This is a genomic window from Sphingomonas sp. FARSPH, assembly GCF_003355005.1.
In the GTDB taxonomy this organism is placed as follows: Bacteria; Pseudomonadota; Alphaproteobacteria; order Sphingomonadales; family Sphingomonadaceae; genus Sphingomonas.
In genome coordinates, this window is sequence record NZ_CP029985.1 from 979,257 (window position 1) to 1,000,469 (window position 21,213).

The 21,213-nt window shown below is 65.7% G+C and carries 16 protein-coding genes and 2 pseudogenes; 7 read left to right on the forward strand and 11 right to left on the reverse strand.

Annotated features, from left to right (window positions below; translation table 11 throughout):
- The first annotated feature begins 14 nt into the window (after positions 1-14).
- Positions 15-875, forward strand: coding sequence for an aspartyl protease family protein (locus DM480_RS04760; RefSeq protein WP_115377816.1), 861 nt, complete (start codon positions 15-17; stop codon positions 873-875).
- Positions 876-933: 58 nt separating this feature from the next.
- On the opposite strand, the gene DM480_RS04765 is transcribed toward DM480_RS04760, so the two are convergent.
- The 4 genes from DM480_RS04765 to DM480_RS04780 are packed head-to-tail and all read right to left on the reverse strand — an operon-like array spanning position 934 to position 4,177.
- On the reverse strand, positions 934-1,134 hold the full coding sequence (locus DM480_RS04765; RefSeq protein ID WP_232834124.1) for a hypothetical protein: 201 nt from the start codon (positions 1,132-1,134) through the stop codon (positions 934-936).
- 22 nt (positions 1,135-1,156) lie between these two features.
- The gene (locus DM480_RS04770; protein ID WP_115377817.1) at positions 1,157-2,473 is read right to left on the reverse strand and encodes an MFS transporter; all 1,317 of its coding nucleotides are present in this window, start codon (positions 2,471-2,473) and stop codon (positions 1,157-1,159) included.
- A gap of 41 nt (positions 2,474-2,514) precedes the next feature.
- On the reverse strand, positions 2,515-3,504 hold the full coding sequence (locus DM480_RS04775; protein WP_115377818.1) for a hydroxyacid dehydrogenase: 990 nt from the start codon (positions 3,502-3,504) through the stop codon (positions 2,515-2,517).
- A complete protein-coding gene (locus DM480_RS04780; RefSeq protein ID WP_115377819.1) occupies positions 3,497-4,177 on the reverse strand; it encodes an RraA family protein in 681 nt (226 codons plus the stop codon). The genes DM480_RS04775 and DM480_RS04780 overlap by 8 nt, the downstream gene beginning before the upstream one ends.
- Before the next feature lie 311 nt (positions 4,178-4,488).
- On the opposite strand from DM480_RS04780, the gene DM480_RS04785 reads away from it, so the two are divergent.
- From DM480_RS04785 to DM480_RS04795, 3 genes are read left to right on the forward strand one after another with little or no spacing between them, the layout of a single operon-like run.
- On the forward strand, positions 4,489-7,293 hold the full coding sequence (locus tag DM480_RS04785; protein ID WP_115377820.1) for a TonB-dependent receptor plug domain-containing protein: 2,805 nt from the start codon (positions 4,489-4,491) through the stop codon (positions 7,291-7,293).
- On the forward strand, positions 7,290-8,303 hold the full coding sequence (locus DM480_RS04790) for an MBL fold metallo-hydrolase (protein ID WP_115377821.1): 1,014 nt from the start codon (positions 7,290-7,292) through the stop codon (positions 8,301-8,303). Before DM480_RS04785 ends, DM480_RS04790 begins: the two co-directional genes overlap by 4 nt.
- The gene (locus tag DM480_RS04795) at positions 8,300-9,238 is read left to right on the forward strand and encodes an amidohydrolase family protein (protein WP_115377822.1); all 939 of its coding nucleotides are present in this window, start codon (positions 8,300-8,302) and stop codon (positions 9,236-9,238) included. The genes DM480_RS04790 and DM480_RS04795 overlap by 4 nt, the downstream gene beginning before the upstream one ends.
- Here the strand turns inward: DM480_RS04795 and DM480_RS04800 are convergent.
- The 5 genes from DM480_RS04800 to DM480_RS04820 form a co-directional block, all read right to left on the reverse strand.
- Entirely contained in the window at positions 9,223-9,939 is a 717-nt protein-coding gene (locus DM480_RS04800) for an IclR family transcriptional regulator (protein ID WP_198665899.1), read from the reverse strand. The genes DM480_RS04795 and DM480_RS04800 overlap by 16 nt on opposite strands.
- A 337-nt stretch (positions 9,940-10,276) precedes the next feature.
- Positions 10,277-10,780, reverse strand: coding sequence for a RidA family protein (locus DM480_RS04805; RefSeq protein ID WP_115377824.1), 504 nt, complete (start codon positions 10,778-10,780; stop codon positions 10,277-10,279).
- A gap of 20 nt (positions 10,781-10,800) precedes the next feature.
- Positions 10,801-13,311, reverse strand: coding sequence for a TonB-dependent receptor plug domain-containing protein (locus DM480_RS04810; protein WP_115380861.1), 2,511 nt, complete (start codon positions 13,309-13,311; stop codon positions 10,801-10,803).
- A 305-nt stretch (positions 13,312-13,616) separates the two neighbouring features.
- Positions 13,617-14,114, reverse strand: a complete 498-nt coding sequence (locus DM480_RS04815; protein WP_232834126.1) for a GNAT family N-acetyltransferase — start codon at positions 14,112-14,114, stop codon at positions 13,617-13,619.
- A gap of 65 nt (positions 14,115-14,179) precedes the next feature.
- Positions 14,180-15,763 carry a flavin monoamine oxidase family protein gene (locus tag DM480_RS04820; protein WP_157968767.1) on the reverse strand — a complete coding sequence of 528 codons (1,584 nt, stop codon included), beginning with the start codon at positions 15,761-15,763 and terminating at the stop codon, positions 14,180-14,182.
- A 355-nt stretch (positions 15,764-16,118) separates the two neighbouring features.
- Between DM480_RS04820 and DM480_RS18430 the strand changes: the two are divergent.
- Positions 16,119-16,309, forward strand: a pseudogene (locus tag DM480_RS18430) (transposase); the annotation flags it as partial.
- 63 nt (positions 16,310-16,372) lie between these two features.
- Positions 16,373-17,553 (forward strand): annotated as a pseudogene (locus tag DM480_RS04825) (IS3 family transposase).
- 29 nt (positions 17,554-17,582) lie between these two features.
- Here the strand turns inward: DM480_RS04825 and DM480_RS04830 are convergent.
- Positions 17,583-17,984: a VOC family protein gene (locus tag DM480_RS04830; RefSeq protein WP_115377827.1), complete on the reverse strand. Its 402-nt coding sequence runs from the start codon at positions 17,982-17,984 to the stop codon at positions 17,583-17,585.
- 76 nt (positions 17,985-18,060) lie between these two features.
- Positions 18,061-19,404 (reverse strand): amidohydrolase family protein, encoded by a 1,344-nt coding sequence (locus DM480_RS04835; protein ID WP_157968768.1) that lies wholly within the window; start codon positions 19,402-19,404, stop codon positions 18,061-18,063.
- A gap of 288 nt (positions 19,405-19,692) precedes the next feature.
- On the opposite strand from DM480_RS04835, the gene DM480_RS04840 reads away from it, so the two are divergent.
- On the forward strand, positions 19,693-21,111 hold the full coding sequence (locus DM480_RS04840) for an amidohydrolase family protein (RefSeq protein ID WP_115377829.1): 1,419 nt from the start codon (positions 19,693-19,695) through the stop codon (positions 21,109-21,111).
- Positions 21,112-21,213: the final 102 nt, after the last annotated feature.

Here is a 21,213-nt window from a genome sequence, read left to right on the forward strand (position 1 = left end):
ACAGGAGTATCGCTATGTCCCTCCTCTCCGCGATCCTGCTGCTGCAGGCCGCTGCCGCCCCCACCGCACCCACCGCCACGGCAGAGGCGCCGCTCGGCCGCGACACGCGCGGGCGGCCTGTCTCGACCGTCACGATCGACGGCAAGGGTCCCTTCCCGATGGTCGTCGACACCGCGGCGCAGACCAGCCTGATGGCGGCGAGCCTCGCGCAGGAATTGGGGCTGAAACCGCTCGCCGGCGGCATCCAGGTCCAGGGCGCGACCGGCGCCGGCCGGACCCGGCTCTATCCCGTCGATCGCATGACGAGTCCGCTGTTCGACGCGCGGCGCGTCGCGATGCCGGAACTCACCAACAGCGGCGTCACCAGCGCACGCGGCATCATCGGCATGGAACGCTTCACCGGCGCGAAGCTGCTGATCGACCGCAGCACGAACCGGATCGCGATATCGCCATCGGGGCCCGCCCCCGCCGGCTTCGCGACCATCACGGGCCAGCGCACCGGAGAGGGCTTCGTCACCGTGCCGATGACGCTGAACGGCGTGCAGGTGCCCGCGCTGATCGACACCGGCGCGGCGGTGACCATCGCCAACGCCGCCGCCTTCCGCCAGCTCGGCTGGGCGGATGGCGACCCCCGGCTGAGCGACGGCGGCGCGATCCGCGGTGCGTCGGCCGGCGGCCAGGCGATCCGGCAGGCCCGGATCGACACGCTGGGGATCGGCCGCATCACGCTGTCGAACGTGCCGGTCATGATCGCGGACGACGGGGCGACGACACCGTCGATCATCCTGGGCGACGATCTTCTCAACCTCTTCCCGGGCTATGCGATCGACTTTCCCCGCGCCGAGCTGCAGATCAAGCTGCCACCACAGCGTTAGTCGAACGACGTCCCGCTTTGCCTCGTCATTCGATGACTGTGTCAGTAGCCGGGGACCGTCAATCCATGTGCATACGCTCTGCCCTGATCCGCTCGATGAGGCGCAGGGCAACGGAGTTGCGGACGGCGCGGCCACGCTCGATCTGCCTGAGCGTATTGTAGCTTATGCCGAAGCGTGGCTGCAGCGCCTCGTCCGTGCGGGCGGGGCAATGTTGCGCCAGATGCGCGACGATATCGTCCGGCAGAAAACACATGGCCATGAGCACGATTCCCCCGACGGATTTACGCGATGTCCGCCGGCTGTGACGCCTGCGCCCGGCCCCGCCGCGTGAGCAGCAGGAGCAGGGCCGCACCGACCAGGTTCAGGCCCGCCAGCGGCAGCAAGGCGAGCGAGTAGCTGCCGGTTCGCTCCAGGACGAAGCCGTAGATATTGACCGTCACGCCGCCGCCGATGAGGTTGGAGGTCGCGCCGATCATCGCCAGACCCGCCGCGACCGTCCGGGGCGAGAGCATCTCGTAGGACAAGGCCCAGAACGGTCCCTTGGCGGAATAGGCGCCGACGAGGATGGCGCTCAGCAGGACCATCGTCGGCCACAGCGCCAGCGTGGAAAACGTCGCGACGATGCTGGCGGCGATCAGGATCAACGGACCCGCCGAGTGCCAGCGGCGCTCGCCGCTCCGGTCCGAACTGCGGCCCCACCACACCATCAGGAGGGACGCGACCCCGAACGGCAGCGCGCTCAGCACGCCGGTCTCGAAATTGGAGAGACCGCCGAACGCCTTGATAAGCTGCGGTTGCCAGACGCTCAGCGTGGTGCTGGTCGCCGACGGGCCGGCGTAGATCAGGGCCATGGCCCAGATCATCGGATTGCGCGCCAGCCGCCAGAACGACGTATGCTCCACCATGCGCTTGCCGGCATTCTCGGTCGCGAGCCGCTGCGCCAGCCAGCCGCGCTGTTCGTCGCTGAGCCATCGCGCCTGCTCCGGCCGGTCGGAGAGCACGAAGAGGCAGGCGATGCCGAGCAGCGTCGCCGGAATGCCTTCCAGGATGAAGATCCAGTGCCAACCGCGCAGGCCCAGCAAGCCATCCATCGACAGCAGCGCGCCCGAGATCGGCGCCCCGATGAAGTTCGCCGCCGGAATCGACACCATGAAGATCGCCACGAGGCGGGCGCGATAGGCGGCCGGCAGCCAATAGCTGAGATAGAGGAGAACGCCGGGGAAGAAGCCTGCCTCCGCCGCGCCGAGCAGGAAGCGCATGACATAGAGCGACGTCTCGCCGGCCACCATCGACGTCGCGGCGGAAAGCAGCCCCCAGGTGATCATGATGCGCGCGATCCACAGCCGCGCGCCGAACCGCTCCATCGCGATGTTGCTGGGAACCTCGGCGAGGAAGTACGACACGAAGAACAGGCTGCTGGCGAAGCCGAAGGCCGCCTTGGACAGGCCGAGATCCTGATTCATCTGCAGCGACGCCATGCCGATATTGCCGCGGTCGATGATGGCGAACAGGTAGCAGACCATCAGGAACGGGACGATCCGCCACGTCACCCGGCGCATCGTGCTCTTTTCGATCGGGGAGACGTCGCGCTCGGTCATCTTGCTCTCCAGCGAATAGGTCCGGGTGGTCCCGGATCGTGTCAGGCGGCCTTGTGAAAGCCGGGATTGGCCAGCGTACCGGCATCCGGGATTCGCCCCGCCAAGGCGTCGAGCGCCTGCCGCATCGCGGTCGTCCCGACCCGGTCCTTCGCCTCGCGCGTGTTCGCGCCGACGTGCGGCGTCGCGATCAGGTTCGGCGCGGTGAAGAGCGGGTTGTCGCGTCCGGGGGGCTCGGTCGAGAAGGTGTCGATGCCGGCGCCGGCGAGCGTGCCCTCGCGCAAGGCCACGGCGAGCGCCTCCTCGTCGATGAGGCCGCCGCGCGCGGTGTTGATGAGGATGGCACCGGGCCGCATCGCCGCCAGTTCGGCGGCCCCGATCAGATCGCGCGTCTCCTCGGTCAGCGGACAGTGCAGGCTGACCACGTCGCTGCCGGTCAGCAAGGCCGACAGGTCGGCGACCCGCGTCGCACCGGCAATGCCGAGATCGGCCGGCGCATAGGGGTCGAAGACGCGGATCCGCATGCCGAGCGCGCCGGCCATCCCGGCGAGCAGGCGGGCGATCGTCCCGAAGCCGACAAGACCCAGCGTGCGGCCGGCGAGTTCGACGCCCGACACCTCGGCCTTGTCCCAATGCCCCTCGTGCATCCGCCGGTCGAGCAGGGGAATCCCGCGCGCTACCGCGAACATCAGGGCAAAGGCATGTTCGGCGACCGACTGCGCGTTCGCCCCCGCCGTGTACGACACCGGCACGCCGCTGGCCGACGCCGCAGCGACGTCGATCGAATCGACGCCGACCCCATGTTTGGCGATCAGGCGGAGGTGCGGCACACCGGCGCGGATCGCCGCGTCGGTGACGGCACCCTGGCGCACGATGACCGCACCCGGGCGTTCGCGTTGGACGAAATCGACCAGATCCGCCTCGGTCGGATAGGGCGGCAGGGTCATCAGCCGCGCGCCGTCGGCGTCCGCCATCGCCTTCGCGGCGTTCGACAGGCCGGAACCGATGAACAGGATCGTGCGACCGTCATGCATCGCGGATCTCGCATCCCGAGGCGACGAGCGCCTGCTCGACCCAGCGCCGATCGTTCTGACCGCGCGCGATCCGCTCGAGCTGCGCCGTTTCGGCCGCATGCTTCTTCGCCGCCGCGGCGTGGACCGCCTCCACGTCGTCGAACGGCACGACGACCAGACCGTCCTCGTCCCCCAGGACCAGGTCCCCCGGCATGACGACCATGCCGGCGATCGCGATCGGGTAGTTCACCTCGCCGGGACCGTCCTTGTACGGTCCGCGATGCGAGACGCCCAGCGCATAGATCGGGAAGTCGCCTTCGCGGATCGCGACGACGTCGCGGATGGCGCCGTTGATGACGATGCCCGCCAGCCCGCGGTGCGCGGCGTGCGCGACCATCAATTCGCCGATGATGGCGTTGGTCAGGTCGCCGCCCGCATCGACGACGACCACGTCGCCGGGTTGCGCGCGGTCGAGCGCGGCGTGGACCATCAGGTTGTCGCCCGGCCGGGCCTTCACCGTGACGGCGGGCCCCGCAAGGATGCCGCCGCGGTGGAACGGGCGCAGCGATGCGCCCCCCGCCGCCATCCGCCCCATCGAATCGCTGACATTGGCGACCGGCAGGGCGCGGAATTTCTCGATAACGTCGCTCGTCACCGCACGCTGTCGCGCAGCAATCCTATTGCCAACGGCCATGGCACCCCTCTCCAGCTTGTCGCTTTGCCAGCCGCCCCCTTCAGATCGGAAGAGCGTTCCAAAAAAGCAGCACCCTTTCGACGGAAAGGGCCATAACGACCTAAAACGCGCCAATCATTCCGTCAAGCGCAACGTTGTTCCATTTTGGTGTTGCGAACGCCGAAAAGTGCGCATACACGAACGCTAACGGCAAAATGGCCGATGCGCCGAGAACGGGCGCGACAGCAAGGAGGGGATGTATGAGAACAGCACCGCTGAACGTGCGAGTCCGGGCCGTCAGGCTGCTTCTGATCGGCGCAAGCCTGGCATCGATGACGACAGGGGCCTGGGCGCAGGTCGCCTCGCCTCCCCCCGCCGGCGCGACGCCGGCCGATCCGGAGGTCGTGGCCGATCCCGCGACCAGCCTGGCCTCGTCGACCGAACAGGCGACGGCCGATGCCGCCGAGCCCGCCCCCGGCACGGATATCGTGGTCACCGGTTCCCGGATCGGGCGGACGGGCTTTACCGCACCGACCCCGGTCACGTCGCTGAGCGAGCAGCAACTGGTGCAAGCCGCCCCCTCGACGGTCGCCGAATCGCTCCGCACGCTGCCCGCGCTGGTCAACACGTCGGGACCGCAGCGTAACTCGGGTACGGTGAACGGCGGGCAGAGCTTCCTCGATCTTCGCTCGCTCGGTCCCTCGCGGACGCTGACCCTCGTCGACGGGCGCCGGTTCGTCACCAGCGCGCTGACCGGCAGCGTCGACGTCAACCTGATTCCCGCCGCGCTCATCCAGCGGGTCGAGGTGGTGACGGGCGGCGCATCGGCGGCCTATGGATCGGATGCGGTCGCGGGCGTCGTCAACTTCATCCTCGACACCAATTATTCCGGTGCGAAGCTGGACGGCTATTACGGCTTCTCGCAACGCGGCGACAATCGCGAGGTCAAGCTGCAGGGCGCGCTCGGCACGGACTTCGCGGGCGGCCGCGGTCATGTCGTCGTCGCCGGCGAATTCTTCGACAATGACGGCGCGCTGCCGGGCAAGCGCGGCTGGTCGAGCCAGGGCAACAACTTCATCGCCGGCCCGGCCGGCGGCCCCCGGCAGATCTCGCGCAGCAACGTGCTGACCGTGGGCACCGTCGGCGGCATGTTCCTGACCGGAACCGGCGGCACGGCGGCGGCGAATGCCCAGTTCGCCGGCATCCAGTTCCTGCCGGACGGGTCCACCGCCCCGTACAGCTTCGGCTCCTACCGCTCGGGCGGGCAGCAGATCGGCGGCGACGGGATCAACAGCGAGCTGATCCAGCAGCTCGTGCGTCCGCTCCAGCGCCGCAACGTCTTCGGCCGCGCGGAATATGAGGTGGCGACCAACACCAAGATCTTCGTCGAGGGTCTCTACGGGCGCAGCACCACGGATTACGTCAATGCCTATAACCGGCATCAGTTCGGCAATCCGCTGACGATCCGCGCCGACAATGCCTTCCTGCCCGCGGCGATCCGGGCGCAGGCGGCGGCGGCGGGCGTGACCGGCTTCACCTTCCTGCGCCACTCGGACGAACGCGGCTTCGTCCATACCGAGAACGACGCGCAGACCCAGCGCTACGTCGCCGGGGCGAAGGGCGCGTTCGGCGGCTGGAAGTGGGATGCCTATTACCAATATGGCTATTCCAAGCAGCAGACCGACATTCTGAACGTCGAGAACGTCCCGCGCTTTACCGCCGCGATCGACGCGGTGTTCAGTCCGACCGGCCAGATCGTCTGCCGCTCGACGCTGACCAATCCCGGCAACGGCTGCGTGCCCTTCAATCCCTTCGGCGCGAACCGCGCGTCCGAGGCGGCGCTGGATTACGTGCTCGGCACGAGCAGCTCCACCTCGCGCCTTCGCCAGCATGTCGTCGCCGGCAACCTGTCGGGCAAGCTGCTCGACGGCTGGGCGGGCCCGATCTCGCTGGCCGTCGGCGGGGAATGGCGCCGCGAACAGGCCCGCGTGACGGCCGATCCCCTGTCCGTCGCCGGCGCCTATCTGTTCGGCAATCCCCAGCCCTGGTCGGGCGGCTACACCGTCAAGGAAGGCTATGTCGAAACGGTCGTCCCGCTGCTCGACAACTCGCCGCTCGGCAAGGACCTCGAGCTGAACGCCGCCGGGCGCGTCACCGACTACAGCACCAGCGGATCGATCTGGTCGTGGAAGGCCGGGCTCAGCTATACGCCGTTCGAGGGGCTGCGGCTGCGCGGCACCCGGTCGCGCGACATCCGCGCGCCCAACGTGTCCGAACTGTTCAACGCCGGCCGGATGCAGACGGCGTCGCCGACCGATCCGTTCCGCGGCGGTGCGATCGCGCAGGGCATCCCGGTGACCTTGGGCGGCAATCCCACCCTGAAGCCGGAGACCGCGCAGACGCTCACCGTCGGCCTCGTCGTCGAACCGACGCAGATCCCGCGCCTGTCCTTCTCGGTCGATTACTACAATATCCGCATCAAGGACGCGATCCAGACGGTGACGCCGCAGCAGTTGCTGGACCAGTGTTTCGCCGGCAATCAGCTCGCCTGCAGCCAGACGATCCGCGACGCCAACGGCGTGCTGACGCGCGTGCTGGGCATTCCGATCAACCTCGCGCTGCAACAGGCTCGCGGCGTCGACATGGAGCTGGCCTATCGGTTCGACCTGGGCAATCTGGTGGGTGACAATTCGCGGCTCGCGCTGCGCGGCCTGGTCGCCTATCTCGACAAGCTGGAAAGCACCGTGCCCGGCTCGGCGCCGATCAACCGCGCCGGCGAAGTGGGGCTGAGCCCGACACCGCACTGGGCGGGCAATGCCTCGGCCAACCTGTCGAGCGACTTCGCCTCCTTCTACCTGCAAGGCCGGTTGATCGGCGGCGGTGCGTATGACGTCACCAAGACCGCGGCGGATATCGACCTGCTGCATATCAAGCCGCAGGTCTATCTCGACGGCCAGATCAGCATGAAGCTGCCGCCCGCCAACGGGAAGGTCGAACTGTACCTGGATATCCGCAACATCCTGGATCACGATCCGCCCTTCGCGCCGGGCGCCGGCAATATCGCCATCGCGACCAACGCCGCCCTGTATGATCTGGTCGGTCGCAACTTCCGCTTCGGTATGAGGATACGGCTGTGAAGAAGATCGCTGTCACCACCGCATGTGCCCTCGCCGCCCTCGGCGGCGTGGCCATCCACGCCGCGCCCGAACATCGCGACCTGCCCAAACCGGTGCGCACCTATGCCGAGCTGATCCGCGAAACCGGGCTGAGCACGCCCGCGGCGATCGCCTATGGCCGGATGGCCGTCGACGTCGGCGGCAAGGATTGGCCGACCACCGTGTCCTTTCGCTGCCACGCGACCGGTGGGCATGTCGTGTCCGGCCTGACGGCACCGCCCGCGACCAAGGTGTTCGACAACCTCTATTACGTCGGCGACGCGGACGTGTCGGCCTGGGCGCTCGACACGCCGGACGGCATCATCCTGATCGACAGCCTCACCAACGCGAAGGATGCGCAGCACTACGTGGTCGACGGACTGCGCTCGGTCGGCCTCGACCCCGCCCGCATCCGCTATATCCTGGTCAGCCATGAACATGGCGACCATTACGGCGGCGCGCCGCTGCTCCAGCAATTGTCGGGCGCACGCGTCGGGATGAGCGAGCCCGCCTGGCAGGGGCTGGAGCGGATGACGAGTGCATCGCCGCTCGCCGCCTCGCCGCGACCCAAGCGCGACCTGGTCCTGAAGGACGGCGACACGGTGACGCTGGGCGGCGCGACCGTGACGGCGGTCGCGACGCCGGGTCATACGCCGGGCACGCTGTCGTTCATCCTGCCCGTGCAGCAGGGCGGCCAGACGCATATGGCGGCCTATTGGGGCGGCAACGGCTTCCCGGGGAAGCTGGAGGATCGCCGCACCTTCCTGACCGCGATCGATCATTTCGCCGACGCGACGACGCGCGCGAACGTGGACGTGGAACTCTCGTCGCACGGCGATACCGACGATCTGGTCGCACGGCTGGCCAGGCGCCGCGCCGGCGCCAGGACCAACCCGTTCCTCGTCGGGCGGGAGAGCTACCTGCGCTTCGAGGAGGTCTACCGGCTGTGCAGCCGCGCCCGCATGGCGCAGGTCGGGGACACGCAAGGATGAGCGCGGACCTGTCGCGCCGGGCGCTGATCGGCGGCGCAGGGCTCGCCGTCCTCGGCGCCTGTGCCGGACCCAGCCGCCTGACGTCGCCCTTCTCCGTCGGGGCGGGGCCGCCGGCGCTGCGGGTGCCGCGCGGCGCGTGCGACAGCCACATCCACATCATCGACCCGCGCTTTCCGGCGGTGCCGGGCTGGAAGGGCGAGCCGGTCAACGATGCGAGCGTCGCGGCGTACCGGCGCTTCCAGGCGAGGATCGGCACGCAACGCGTCGTGGTGGTCACGCCGTCCACCTATGGCGCGGACAATCGGGCGACGCTGGATGCGCTCGATCAGTTCGGCGCCGGCGCGCGCGGCGTGATCGTGATCGACAGCGACGCGCCGCCCGCCGATCCGGCGGGCATGACCGCCCGCGGCGTGCGCGGCATCCGCGTGAATTTCGTGTCGCCGCAACCCTGGGGCAAATCCGATCCGCGGCGCCTGATGGCGACCGCGCGCATCGCCGCGGCGCAGGGCTGGCATATCCAGATCTACGCCCGCGGGCCCCAGATCGCCGAGATGGAGGCGCTGCTCGCCGCCCTGCCCGTGCCGCTGATGATCGATCACCTCGGCGCGGTCGCGCCCGCGGACGGCGACGGCGCGGGCCACGCCGCGATCCTGCGCCTGCTCGCCAACGGGCGCACCTGGCTCAAGCTGTCGGGTGCCTATATCTCCAGCGTGTCCGGCCCCGACTATCACGACCTCGACGGGATCGCGCAAAGCTACGTGCGCGCGGGGCCCGATCGTCTGGTGTGGGGAAGCGACTGGCCGCACCGGGGGCAGACCGGCCGGTTGCCGGACGATGCCGCGCTGCTCGATCTCCTGGGCCGCTGGGCGCCCGACGCGGCGGTGCGCGACCGCATCCTCGTCGACACGCCGAAGCGTTTCTACGGCTTCGACTGAGCGAAGGCGCCGAACGTGGTGAGGTCGGCGCCCAGCGTCCGGCTCATGCGGATCGCCGCGTCCATGATCGGATTCTCGATCCGCTTCGCCGCATCATAGGTGAGGCGCGACGAAGGTCCGGTGATGCTGAGCGCCCCCACCAGCCGGTCGCCCTGCCCCAGGATCGGCAGCGACACCGAGGCCGTGTGCGGATTGGTGGCGCCCGCCGTATAGAGCGGAACGGCGGGGATCGGCGGTCGCTCGTCGGGCCAGTGGCGGAACAGCTTCAGGATCTGCGCGGACGAGGCATTGTCCAGCGGGCGATACGACCCCGGCGTGATGTCGAGGCGCAGCGCCTGGGGGGAATTCGCCCTGAACTGGCAAAAGCGCTGGCCTTCCTGCTCGATGTAGAAGGCCGCCGTCTCGAGCGTCTGCTCGGCGAGCGCCTGCAGCATCGGCACGATCACCGCGTCCAGCCCCTGCGATGCACTGTAGATGCTGTGCAGACGGTAGATCTCGCTGCCGAGCCGGTATTTGTTGTCGACCCGGATGACGAGGTTGGCCTGGCCGAGCGATGATAGTTGCCGCAGGATGGTACTCTTCACCAAACCCGTGCGCAGCGCGATTTCCGCGAGCGAAAGCGCATCGTCACCGTGGCGGAAGCACGTCAGGATCGTCAGCGCCCGCTGCGCCGAACTTGAGCCTCCATCAGACGGTTGCATGTTGTTCATCATCATGCTCTGCCGAACGCGCACGAAATACGCAACGCGTGGCTGTGGCCAAAACCAATCGCCTCTGCTGGTCTCTGGAATACTCCCTTCGGTAGCCTACGGGAATCCCGAAAGGTTTGATCGCAGTTGAGCAACCCTACCGGGAGCGAACCAGCGATTTGGTGGCCCTACCCCAGCATCACCCGATTGCCAGCCGGTGCATTTGGTTTGACGGAAGCCCGCAGTCCTGCTGCGGGTCCGCCCACCGCCGATGCGAAAATCATCGCCCCAGTTTTCGTAACCAGCCAAAGCGGCACGCGGCGTAACCACGTGCCGCCCGACAGCGCGCTTACTTCGCGGCCGTAGCCTCGATCTCGACGAGGAACGCTGGACCTGCAAGCGCGGCGACCTGGACGGTGGAGCGCGCGACGGTGGCAGGGTTGTCTGCGGTGCCGAAAAACTGCTTGAAGCCATCGTTCATGCCGGCAAAGTCCATCTTGTTGCCAAGCTTCGGATCGCCCGCGACGAACACGGTGAGTTTGATCAGGTCGGCCATCGTATAGCCATGCTCGGCAAGGATCGCCTTGATCTTGCCGAGGACGCTCACCGTCTGCGTCTTGGTGTCGCCGAAATCGGCGATGCTCAGCTGCGCGGGCGGCACCTTCTTGGTCGGGTCCAGCGGCGCTGCGAGCTGTCCGCTGAGATAGAGGGTCGTCGCCCCGGGCTTCACCGTCACCGATTGCAGGATCAGCGCGGGCGGCGGGCTCGGATGTTTGACGACGGTTTGCGCCATCGCCGGCGATGAGACGCTCGCCATGGCGATGGTGGCATAAGCGAAAGAAACCAAGCGCATGATGGTCGATCTCCAGGATGTCAGAAGGATACGTTTATCCGGGCGTAATAATATCCGCCGTTGATGCCGTACGGGCTGAAGGTAAGCGGTGCATCCAGCACGTTGCCACCGTTGACCAGCGTCAGGTTGGTCGTCCCCGGCACTAGCGGAACGGTCGGCGGTCGTTTGTTGAAGACGTTGTTCGCGCCCACCGCCAGGCTAAGATCGGACGTTATATCGTAATTGAGTTCGATATCGCCGATGAATGCGGTGCCGATCGTCTGCTTGTAATAGGTGCCGCCATCGGGGGTTAGCTGTGCCGACGATTTGCCATAAACGGTGCCGCGCAGCGTCGCCGAGAATTTGTCCAGCGTGTAAAGCACCGAGGAGATCACCTTAACCCGCGGCGATGCCGTTTCGATATTGGCCTGCGCGCCGAGATCGAACAGCGGGATCGCCTGTCCGGTACGCGGATTGGTCAGCGTCACCGGCGCGGCGATCAGCTTGGTGAGCTTGGTTTCGTTGTAATTGCCCGAGATCGTCCAGTTCGCCTTACCGCAATCGCCGAAATCCGTGGCGTAGCTGACGACGAGGTCGACGCCGCGGGTGCGGGTGTTGGCACCGTTGGTGAAGATGTTGATGCCCGTCTGGCTGACCGTCGGATCCAGCACGTTGCCGTTGGCGATGATTGCCCGCGTCACGATCGGGAAGTTCACGGCGCCGCCGCTGCCGAAGATCGACCCGGTGCCGAGGATGCGGTCGCGAATCCGCACCTGATAGGCGTCGAGCGTGATCGTAAGCCTGTCCACTGGACGGATGACAGTGCCGAGCGAGTAGTTGGTGGATTTTTCTGGCTTCAGGTTCTGGAAGCCGATGAGCTTCGCCGCGGCGGAGTTGGCGGGAAGCTGTACGAAGGCCGATGTCGGCGACACGTTGGTCGCCGAATAGAAGGATTCCGCCAGCGTCGGCGCGCGAAAACCGGTCGAAAACGTACCGCGCAGCGCGAACGCGTCGGAAAAGTCGTAGCGGCCGGTGCCCTTGTAGATGAACCGGCTGCCGAAATCGGAATAATGTTCGTAGCGGCCGGCGACGTCGAGCTTCAGCCCTTCGACCGGCACGGCGGCGACATCGCCATAGGCGGCGTGCGCATGGCGGCCGTGCACGCCCGCGTCGGAGGAGCGGAAGCCGGGATAGGACTGGCCGCCTTCCTTGTAGATCGACCCGGCATCGCCCGATCCGATCTGATAGATGTTCCGGCGATATTCGGCACCGAAGGCGAGGTTGATCGGCTCCGCCAGTCCGGCGTCGATCTCATGCGTGAAATCGGCGTTGGCGGTGAATTCCGTCGATTTGAAGAAGCCGTCGTAGAAGCTGGTCGGCGTGAAGCCGGTATCGGCGAACAGCGAGGCGTTGGCGGAATTGACCGTATAGATTTCGGCCTTGTCCTGCCCGAACGTCGTCGACAGATCGTAATGAAATCCGCTCAGCATGCCGCGGACGCCGCCGGTGAACGCCATGTCCTCCTCGCGGATTTTCTCGCGCGGGATGAATCCGTTGGGTGGGCTGTCGCCCTCGGGATCGAAATAGGTGGTGACGCCGGCGACCGTGCGCGACACGCGGGTGGGCACGCGGACGTTCTCGTTGGCGCTGGCGATCCGCCGGGAATAGGTGCCGAAGCTGTACACCTCGCTGTCGCCGAAGTCGTATGCCGTATTGTATTGCAGGTTGGTCAGCCGCGACTGCGCATCCCCGTTGATCGAATTGACGTACGGAAAGCCGGCCATTCCCGGATACAATTGCCGCTGAATCGCGCTGATGCCGTAGGTCGTCGGCGTCGACAGCGGCAACAGCGTTCCGGTGGTGTCGGTAACGCGCCGATCGAGCCCGCCGATCCGGGTGAAGTCATGAAAGCGGTGAAAGGCGGTGACGTTGAAATACCCGCTGTCGCCCACCTTCGTCGCGAGGTGCAGCGTGCCCGCATAGGTATCGCCGCCGACGTCGTAATTCTTGCCCGCGGTCACATAGCCGTCGCCGCCCTCCTTGTCGTCCTTGAGGATGATGTTGATGACGCCGGCGATCGCGTCGGAGCCGTATTGCGCAGCCGCACCATCCTCGAGCACCTCGATCCGCTTGATCGACGAGGGACTGATGAGATCGAGATCGGCGGTCGCGGCACCCTGATAGGGGCCGCCGAGGACGGCAAGGTTGGACGTGCCGTGACGCCGTTTGCCGTTGACGAGCACCAGCGTGTGATTCGGACTGAGTCCACGCAGTCGCGCCGACAGCGTCAGATTGGCGGTGTCGCCACCGAAGGCCTGCGCGGTGAACGACGGCACGAGCTGCGTCAGGACTTGGTTGAGGTTCGGCTGACCGACGTGGCTCAGCGTGTCGGCATCGAGCACCTTGATCGGTGCGGCGCTTTCCGCGGCAGTGATGCCGGTCGCGCGGGTGCCGGTGACGATGATATCGTTGCCCTGCTGCTGCCCCGCATCCGACACCAACGTCTGCTGCGTATCGGCGCCCGGTTCGACGGCGCTTGCAGCGATCGGCATGAGCACCGGCGCCGGCGCCTGTTGCGTGGCCTGGGCCCGTGCCGCGGTAGTGGACGCAATGAAAAGGATGGTCGCAAGAGCGATGCGTGACGTTCCCGTTTCGAAATCCATGGACTGCCCCCAATAATGTCAGGTGAGCCCCGGCATCCCCGCCCCGTATATAATTTGGATTTTGACAAGTATCTTCATCCCCAAAGTCGGACTTTGGACCAATATACTCCGCAATGTGAAACTACTGTCATAATCTACGATAACGGATTCAATTCAACCGCAATCGTATTGCTGATCGTTACATCGATTAAATTTCATTGATTGTTACATTTTCGCAACAATATCCTGCTCATCATTACGAAAGGCACGGGTGACCCCGCCGCAATCATGGACCGTTGCGCTTCGGCCACGTAGCCATGCGCCGAATAGAAGGGTCCGCCGGGCAGCGTCGCCATCAGCGTCGCACGGCGAAAGCCTGCGCCTCTCGCCGCGTCTTCACATGCCGCAAGCAGCGCCGTGCCAACTCCGCGACGTGCGTGATCGAGGCTGACGAAGAAGGCGCGGATGCACGCGGCGTCGCGGGCGGAATCGAGCGCCCCACTGGAGCGGCTGGCGAAGCGATCGCCACCGAACAGCGTCGCACGCCTGCTCCGCCCGCCGCATCCCGCCAGGCCGCCATCCCAATCCGCAACGAAATAGCTGCCGTCGGCCACCAGTTCGCGGTCGACGCCAAAGACATGGGTGATCGCGGCCTCGATCCGCACGTCGGAGTAATGATCGCGGCTGAGCGCCCGCGCCGATCGTTCGATCAACCGCTCGAGCGCCGGCGTGTCGTCCGGTGCGGCGGTGCGGATGGCGAGCGCCGGTGCGGCGCGGTTCATGCAGCGCGGGCCGCGGGGGTGACCAATGCCTGGGCGGTGACCCGCCTGGCGAGCGCCAGCACCTGCGCCCGCGCCGACTGGATGCCGCCCTCTTGCCAGCCGGGTGTCTGGCTGAGCGCCGCACTGGCGAAATAGACGCGGCCTTCGGGTGCCTGCAGGAAGCGGAAGGCTTCGGTATCGATATGCCCCTCCTGCCGGCCGTTGGCACTACCGGCATTCCAGTCGGGCCATGGCCCCAGGCTGTAGGGAATTTTGTGCCAGTTGACAGCGATCCCGTTGACGAGGTCGGCCCCGTGGCCGGGATGCAATCTGTCGACGACACCGCGGCTGAACGCGATCTGTTCGGCGATCGGCCGCTTCTGGAATTCCGCCGCTATGGGTCCGGACGAATAGCAGCCGAGCAGCATGCCACGATCGGTGTGCAACCCGGCGGAAGGATACCAGACCAACGTCGTCGGGCCGCCGACGAACGAGATGCCGCCGTAGATCTGCTCCTTCTCCCAAAAGCGCGGGCTCTCGAACGCCACCTTGTTCGAATGATCGTAGACGACACCCGCGATCGTTTTTTTCAGCTTCGGGGAGAAATTGGTGTCGATACCGGCCAGCACCGGGAATGGAATGGTACAGATCAGATAATCCGCCACGACCGTTTCGACCACGTCGCTTGCGGTGTCGCGATAGACGACCTCGACATCGCCGGAGCGCTGGCGGATCCGCGTCACTTCGGCACCACGCAACGCCGGGCGGCGTAGCGCCTTGTCCATCGCGGCGTGGATCCGGTCCATGCCGCCGACCGGCTCGAACATCGTCGCCTGCATGTAGAGATTGTCTTCGAACAGCGTCATCGGCAGCCGCTGGTTGGCGAGCAGCTGATCCAGCGGCATCGCGGTCGACGGCGAGGCGAAGGTGACGCCCGCGCCCGGCGCGGTGCCGAAGCCCGATCGTTCGGTCCCGGTGAATGCGTTCCCGTCGCCGAGATCACCGTACGCCTTCAGGAACGGCATCAGCTTTTCGCGATCGGCCACCGTCAGTTCGGTGTCGAGCGCCCCCTTGCCGATCGCCTTGGCCAGCAGTTCGGCGATCCGCCCGCGCATGTCGTTGATCGCGGTGCGCATCCGGATTTTCGACCCGTCGTCCGCCATGACATAGGCGGAGCGGCTGGAATTGACCTCCACCTCCAGCGGCACGCCGAACCTTTTGGCATAGCCGAGCAAACCCTGGTGGAAGCTGGGGATGCGTGCCGGCCCCGCGTTGAAATAGATACCATCCGAGAATCTGGCGGTTTGGGTCGCCTCACCGTTCATCTCGATCGTGTCGCCGTCGCGCACGGTCCAGGCACGACCGCCGACCCGCCTGCGCGCCTCCAACAGCGTCACCAGAAACCCCGCCTGTTCCAGTTCGTAAGCCGCGGTAAGGCCGGCGATCCCGGCACCCAAAACCACGACATGTCGCCCCTTGCCCAACGTCGGGGTCAACCCGGTCATGTCCTGCGCGTGCGCGGTGCCGACGAGGCCCAGCGCCTGCATCGCCCCCATCGTCGCACCCAAGCCGCCCATCAGCCCGAGCCGGCCCAACATCATCCTGCGTGTCACCATATGAGCGTCCCCAGGCGCGACATCAGCCGCGCGCCCCGCCCCGTCGACGGTCGACACCCCAAGCATCCTGACCTATAAATCCGCAACGCTTGTGCGCATATGCGGCTACGCGTGAAACTATCAAACGCTGTCGGCGGACCCTCCGACTGATTCGTAGTCAAGCAAGATTTTCGCTGCACCGCAATACTTTTGTAAGAAAGGAGGCGGGCACGCTTTGCTGCGAGCTTTTCGACGTCAGGGATGGGCACCTGGAGTCGGCCTGCGAAGGGCCGAAGCGTCGCTGTCCTGCGGCCCGGAAATCATGCCATTGGTAGGTTAACTCGTCGGATGGAGACGAGCGATGCGGCGACGCCGTTTTACCGAGGAGCAGATCATCGGCGTGCTGCGCGAGCATGGCGCTGGCATGAAGACCGCCGCGCGGTGGCGGAGGCATGGCATCATGCGATGCGACATTCTACACCTGCAAGGCGAAATGCGGTGGGGATGATCGTGTCGGAAGCAGCGCGGTTGCGGACGCTGGAGGACCAGAATCGGTGATCTTCCCCCGGTTTGACGGACACCGATGATAGGGTCTGCGGAGCCAGGAGGTGCATGATGGCGAATACGACAAAGCGTCGGTTCACGGAGGAGTTCGAGCGGGAGGCCGTTGCGCTGTGGGAGACGAGCGGTCGGAAGCAGACCGAGGTGGCGGCGGAGTTGGGGATCATGCCCACGATGCTGCGCCGCTGGCAGCGGCAGTTTGAGGATACCGGCCGACCCGCAAGCCCGGCGGCAAAGCCGCCAGTATCGACGATGGCGTTGCCGGCGGATCAGGCGTCCGAGATCGCGCGGCTGCGCCGCGAGTTGGACTGGGCGCGGATGGAGCGCGACATACTAAGAAAAGCCGTCGGCATCTTTGCGGAGATGCCGCGGTGAAGTTCGCCTTTATCGAGCAGCATGCGTCTACCTGACCGGTGAACGTCAGGTGCCGCATGCTCGGCGTGTCGCGGAGCGGCTATTACGACTGGCGTGGCCGGGCACCGAGCGCGCGAACGACGGCGAACCTGACGCTGCTCGGCGACATGCGTCGGCTCCAGGCGCGACACCAGAGCCGATACGGGTCGCCCAGGATGCGTGCCGCCCTGCGGGCGGAAGGTCATCGATGCAGCCGTGGCCGTGTCGAACGGCTGATGCGCCGACACCGCATGCGTGCGCTGGCCGGGCGTGGGTTCCGACCCTGCACGACGGACAGCCGCCACTATCTGCCGGTCGCGCCGAACCTGCTGGCGCAGTGTTTCGTGGCAACCGCGCCGAACCGGATCTGGCTTGCCGACATCACGTATATCGCCACCGGTCAGGGCTGGCTGTATCTGGCCGCAGTGCTCGACTTGGCGACCCGCAAGATCGTCGGGTGGGCCATGCGCGATCATATGCGAACAGAGCTGCCGCTCGCCGCATTGATGATGGCGGCCCAGCGGCAGCGACCAGCGGCCGGCCTCATCTGCCACTCCGACCGTGGCTCGCAATACGCGGCTGGACCCTATGTCGATCACCTGACGGCAATCCGCGCGGTGCCCTCGATGAGCCGCACCGGCAACTGCTACGATAATGCCCCAATGGAGAGCTTCTTCCATACCCTGAAGGTCGAGCTGGTCCATCAATGCCGGTGGGCGATCCACGCCGAAGCCCGACAGGCGCTGTTCGGATACATCGAGCGCTTCTACAATCGGCACCGCATGCACTCGGCCCTCGGGTATCTAACCCCCGAGCAAGCCGAGCAGCGTATGACCGGCTAACCCAGCGTGTCCGTCAAACCGGGGGAAGATCACGAGTAGGACGAAACCTCGATCAGATTGCCGTCAGGATCGCGGACATAGACGGAGCGGATCGGCCCCCGTGCGCCGCTCTTCGTCACCGGGCCAAGCTCGACCGCTACGTCCAAGGCCCGGAAGTGCGCCGCGACCGCATCGGGCGCGATGCCGGTCAGGAAGCACAGGTCCTGCCCGCCGGCAGAGGGCATCGTGCCGGTGAACCAGTCCTCCTGCGAAGCATCGATCGGGCGCAGGTTGATCTTGTTCTGACCAAACGTCACGCTGGTGCGCCGGCCGCCATCGTCGGACGTGGCGTCCACCCGCTTCATGCCGAGCACGCGCTCGTACCAATCCGCCGACACGTCCACGTCCCGCACGTTGAAGACGATGTGGTCGATGGCTTCGATAGTCAGCATTCACACCTCCGAAACGGCCGGATAAGCCTCGCTCAGAGTCGTCCAGCGACAGAGGCGGCATCAGGGCCGCCCGCCGTCAGCAGCAGGAAACCGCGGGAACGATCTTGGTTGCGGCGAGCAGTCTACTGCGGGATTCGGCCGCCAGTCGGATGCTGCGGGCTGCGAGCCTGGGGTCTGTGGGTTGTCCGTCTCGACGGACGCAATTGCCATCCACGATGACGGTCGAGACGTTCCCGGGATGGGCGGACGCCACGATGACATCGGGGGCATAGGCATCATCCACCGGCCCGACATTCAGGTCGTCGAGCCGGATCAGGATAAGATCGGCGCGTTTGCCGACTTCGATGCTGCCCGTGACCTCTCCGAGGCCACATGACCTGGCACCGTTGATGGTCGCGAACCGGATGATGTCTCGGGGCGTAAGGCGGGTCCGGTCGCTTGCGCCGAGGTACAATTCCTCTGCGGTTTGCGAGAGCAGCGCGGCGCGCATCGTCGAGAACATGTCGCCTGCGACCGATGTCTCCACATCGATGCTGAGGCTGGGTTCGATCCCGGCCGCGATAAACCGTCGGATCGGTGGTGCCCCGAGACCGACCATGTTCAGTTCGAGATTAGGGGAGCTCGACACGCTTCCGCCGGAGCCGGCTATCAACTGCAACTCTTCGTCCGAGTTGTCGCAGCAATGCACGAATGTGAGATCGGGGCCGAGGAGGCCGGCTTCCGCCAGGGTATCGATATTTCCCTTGATGACATGCATTACGGACCGAAGGCCGAGTTCACGGGCGAATGCGATATCGCGTGCGGTGACGTCGATCGGCGTCATGAGCGGCCCGCGCAGCATCATCTGGAACGTGAGCAGCGGATTCGATGTCCACCGGTCATCCTTCAACATGGTGCGGATATAATCGGGATGCTCCCGCCGGCTGTCGCGGAGCCAGCTTTCCGCATCGACCGAAGGCCAGCCATAGTCGAAGACGGCACGTATCCCGGCATCCGCCAGCCCCCCGATCGCCGCATCACTGTGGCCTGGGCTGTTCTGGACGTGCGACTCGTCACACAGGGTCGTGATACCGCCCTGCCCGGCAGCATAGGCACCCAGCAGATTGCCGGCATACACGTCTTCGGGGGTGAACTCGGCGCCGAAGCGACCCTGTATCTTGTGCTGATACCCCAGGAGCGACTCGCCTGCCGCCATGCCGCGCAGGGCGGTCTGCCACGTGTGGCGATGCGTATCGATGAAGCCCGGGAGCACAGCACAGTCCGAGGCGTCGACAACCTCATCCGCCAGCGATCGATCGATCGATCTGCCCGCGTCGATCCGGGTGATCACTCCGTCTTCGATCAGGATATCGGCGCGTATCTCGCGCCGCTCCGTATCCTGAGTCAGGACCAAACCGCCCGACAGCAGCAAAGCAGCCATAAACCCTCTCCGAATGAATATATGCTCATATCTGAGCATATCATCAATCTAGCTGATGCGATGCGCCGGGCACAAGGCCCGATGCGCGAAGCCCCCTTGCAATCCAAAGAAACTGAATATATCCTCACTAATGAGCCCGCACTCAGACGGCGCCGTTTTTTGGAGAGGACCGTGGCATTTGCTCGCTTCGAAGCTGCTCGATCCCACCGCAACGTCGCCCCGTTATCCGGACGGCGGCTCGCACGTCCGAGGTCATGACCCGGCACTACATAACGAGCGGAGAGATCGATGAGCGCTTTTACCCTGATCAGGAACGCCTGGATCATATCGAACGATGACCAGATCGGTGATCTGCGGCGTGGGTCACTGCTGATACGAAACGGAGAGATCGTCCAGATCGCGGAGGACATCGAACAGCCCGAGGGGTGCGACGTCATCGAGGCGGACGGCTTCCTCGCGATCCCGGGCTTTGTCGACGCACACAAGCACCTCTGGCAGGCGGCGCTGCGCGGCATCTGCGGCGACATGACGCTGCTCGGCTATTTCGAAACGATCCGGCAGAATTACATTGCCTCCTATCGTCCCGAAGACGTTCGCGTCGGCAATTATGCCTGCGCGCTGGAGCTTCTGAACAGCGGTTCGACATCCGTACTCGATCATTCGCACTGCATCATCACGCCCGACCATGCGGACGCCGTGGTCGAGGCCACCCTGGATGCCGGCATTCGCGGCGTGTGGGCCTATGGCTATTGTCCGGTCTGGGAGAGCGACGCCTTCAGGAAACAGGAAGACCGGATCGCCGACGCGTATCGGATCCGGCAGCGTTATTTCGCCTCGGATGACAATCTGCTGCGCATGGGCGTCGCGATCACCGAGCAGCAGTTGTTGCCGTTCGAATATACCGAGATGGAGGTTCGATCGGCGCTCGACATGAACGTCAAGTGGACCGCACACACCCATTGCGGCAACGGCGCCGCGCCTATCTCGCGCGGCATCTACAAGCTCTATGCCAAGGACCTCGTGAACGAACTGGCGATCCTGTCGCATTGCAATGAATTCACCTTCAACGACTTCGTGATGATGAACGAGGTCGGCGCGCATTTCGCCAGTTCGCCCGATTCCGAAATCTACATGGGGATCACCAAGCCGGTAAACTTCATCGAGGCGATCGCGGCCGGCACGCCCGTATCGCTGGGAACCGATACGGTAAGCTGCATGTCCGCCGACATGTTCGCGAACATGCGCCTTACGCTCAACTTCGCGCGACACCAGATCAATGCTCCTGCGGCAGCAGGCTTTCAGGCGGTTCTGCATCAGAAGGTCAGCGTGCGCGACGTATTCCGCATGGCGACGATCAACGGCGCCCGGGCGCTGGGCATCGATCATCTCGTCGGGAGCCTCGTCCCCGGCAAGCGAGCGGACATCCTGCTGATCGATGCCGGCCAGCCGAACCTCGCCCCCATGACCGATCCGATCGCGAGCCTCGTCCTGCAGGGTCAGGTGTCGAACGTCGACACGGTCCTCGTCGACGGCAAGATCAAGAAGCGTCACGGCAAGCTCGTCGGGGTCGACCTTCAAAAGCTCAATCGCGAGCTGAGCGCATCGCATGCCTATCTTCAGGCCAATACGCATGTCGAAGAACGCGACCTGGCTCATGAGGTCGACCGGTGGTCCGATCGTCTGACGGAAGCCGCGGTCGACGCCTGATCTGACACCACGACTTAACCGGGGCCGTCCTGACCGGCCTCCCGAAAAATACGCAAAACACAACGACGTTTGTCCAGCCGGCGACGCGCAAAAGCGACGCGC

Excerpts from the sequence above, each read along its gene's own strand:
- DM480_RS04760 (WP_115377816.1), top strand. The coding sequence starts at position 15 with ATGTCCCTCCTCTCCGCGATCCTGCTGCTGCAGGCCGCTGCCGCCCCC.
- DM480_RS04765 (WP_232834124.1), bottom strand. The coding sequence starts at position 1,134 with ATGGCCATGTGTTTTCTGCCGGACGATATCGTCGCGCATCTGGCGCAA.
- DM480_RS04770 (WP_115377817.1), bottom strand. The coding sequence starts at position 2,473 with ATGACCGAGCGCGACGTCTCCCCGATCGAAAAGAGCACGATGCGCCGG.
- DM480_RS04775 (WP_115377818.1), bottom strand. The coding sequence starts at position 3,504 with ATGCATGACGGTCGCACGATCCTGTTCATCGGTTCCGGCCTGTCGAAC.
- DM480_RS04780 (WP_115377819.1), bottom strand. The coding sequence starts at position 4,177 with ATGGCCGTTGGCAATAGGATTGCTGCGCGACAGCGTGCGGTGACGAGC.
- DM480_RS04785 (WP_115377820.1), top strand. The coding sequence starts at position 4,489 with ATGACGACAGGGGCCTGGGCGCAGGTCGCCTCGCCTCCCCCCGCCGGC.
- DM480_RS04795 (WP_115377822.1), top strand. The coding sequence starts at position 8,300 with ATGAGCGCGGACCTGTCGCGCCGGGCGCTGATCGGCGGCGCAGGGCTC.
- DM480_RS04800 (WP_198665899.1), bottom strand. The coding sequence starts at position 9,939 with ATGCAACCGTCTGATGGAGGCTCAAGTTCGGCGCAGCGGGCGCTGACG.
- DM480_RS04805 (WP_115377824.1), bottom strand. The coding sequence starts at position 10,780 with ATGCGCTTGGTTTCTTTCGCTTATGCCACCATCGCCATGGCGAGCGTC.
- DM480_RS04810 (WP_115380861.1), bottom strand. The coding sequence starts at position 13,311 with ATGCCGATCGCTGCAAGCGCCGTCGAACCGGGCGCCGATACGCAGCAG.
- DM480_RS04820 (WP_157968767.1), bottom strand. The coding sequence starts at position 15,763 with ATGATGTTGGGCCGGCTCGGGCTGATGGGCGGCTTGGGTGCGACGATG.
- DM480_RS04830 (WP_115377827.1), bottom strand. The coding sequence starts at position 17,984 with ATGCTGACTATCGAAGCCATCGACCACATCGTCTTCAACGTGCGGGAC.
- DM480_RS04835 (WP_157968768.1), bottom strand. The coding sequence starts at position 19,404 with ATGGCTGCTTTGCTGCTGTCGGGCGGTTTGGTCCTGACTCAGGATACG.
- DM480_RS04840 (WP_115377829.1), top strand. The coding sequence starts at position 19,693 with ATGAGCGCTTTTACCCTGATCAGGAACGCCTGGATCATATCGAACGAT.